Here is a 1,633-nt window from a genome sequence, read left to right on the forward strand (position 1 = left end):
CCGGTTCAGGGCTACGACGGCCACGGCTGTCTGGCTCGCCCAGCTGCGTGGTGACAAATTTAACACCAGTCACCCGACCCTGTTCACCGACAATCTCGATAGGCTGACGGTTAAATATGAATTCCACTCCTTCTTCACGTGCATTTTTCACTTCACGACGTGAACCCGGCATATTGTCTTCATCACGGCGGTAGGCACAAACCACCGATTTGGCCCCCTGACGCACAGAAGTACGGTTACAGTCCATCGCCGTGTCACCGCCACCCAGCACAATCACCTTTTGACCTTCTAGACTGATGTATTCTGCAGCATCCTTTTCCCAGCCCTGGCAACGATTCACGTTGGCAATCAGAAAATCCAGCGCATCATACACGCCATTCAGCTCTTCACCAGCAAAGCCACCCTTCATGTAGGTATAAGTGCCCATCCCCATAAACACCGCATCATAGTCGGCAAGCAGCTGGTCAATGGTAATATCGTTCCCAATGTCGGTATTCAAACGAAATTCAACGCCCATGCCGGTGAAAATTTCACGGCGACGTTTCATGATATCTTTTTCCATTTTAAATTCTGGGATACCGAAGGTTAACAGACCGCCAATTTCAGGACGTTTGTCGAATACCACCGGTTTTACCCCATTGCGTACAAGAATATCGGCACAGCCCAGACCGGCAGGACCGGCGCCAATAATCGCCACTTTTTTATCGGTCCATTTCACCTGTGACATATCGGGACGCCAGCCCAAGGCAAAGGCGGTATCGTTAATGTATTTTTCGGCATTGCCAATCGTCACCGCACCAAAGCCATCATTTAAAGTGCATGCCCCTTCACATAAACGGTCTTGCGGACAGACACGGCCACACACTTCTGGCAAGGTGTTGGTCTGATGGCATAATTCTGCTGCCTGAAAAATACGCCCTTCTGCAATCAGCTTTAACCAGTTGGGAATATAGTTATGTACCGGACATTTCCATTCACAATATGGATTACCACAGCCCAAGCAACGGTGGGTCTGGTTGGCTGCAATTTCCGCAGTAAACGGTTTATAAATTTCCACAAACTCTGCTTTGCGGACAGTGAGATCTTTTTTCTCTGGATCTTGGCGTGCGACATCCAGGAATTGAAAGTCATTGTTTAGGCGTTCTGCCATGTCTCTCTCCGTGGCGAGGTGTGGCGGTTTATGTCTTTCCGTCCTACCTGCCTATCAATCTGTTCGTCGTGGAATTATTGTGGATCAGCTTTGGTGGTTTTCAACAGGGTTTGTAAATTAGCCGCTTTGGGTTTTACCAACCAGAATTTACGGCTGTAATAATCAAACTCATGACGAATCTTGTAGCCCCAGGCACTGCCTGTCTCTTCAATATATTCATCTAAAATACGCAGCAAGAATTCCTGATGTTCTTCCATCGCTTCTGTGGAAATACGGTTTAATTCGATTAACTCGTGGTTGTAATGGTCAACAAAGTCGTTATCCAGATCCAGTACATAAGCAAAACCACCGGTCATGCCTGGCCGAATGTCTGGAACATTATGAGCCGACCTTCCTTGAGTATTATCGGAATGGCTTAAACCAGAAAATGGGCCTGCCTCGTTTTCATAAAGACAGCTTTGACTGTGCCATGGCATTTTTACG

At 47.6% G+C, this 1,633-nt stretch carries 2 protein-coding genes; both read right to left on the reverse strand.

The genetic code is table 11. The annotated features are described in order from the left end of the window. On the reverse strand, positions 1–1,150 hold a 1,150-nt coding region (locus tag E2K52_RS14320; protein ID WP_151205670.1), incomplete at its 3' end, for an FAD-dependent oxidoreductase. Positions 1,151–1,224: 74 nt separating this feature from the next. Beyond that, the coding region (locus tag E2K52_RS14325) for a hypothetical protein (RefSeq protein ID WP_227548254.1) at positions 1,225–1,633 on the reverse strand (409 nt) is incomplete at its 5' end.

Source organism: Acinetobacter sp. RF14B (genome assembly GCF_006864105.1).
GTDB classification, from domain to species: Bacteria; Pseudomonadota; Gammaproteobacteria; order Pseudomonadales; family Moraxellaceae; genus Acinetobacter; species Acinetobacter lwoffii_C.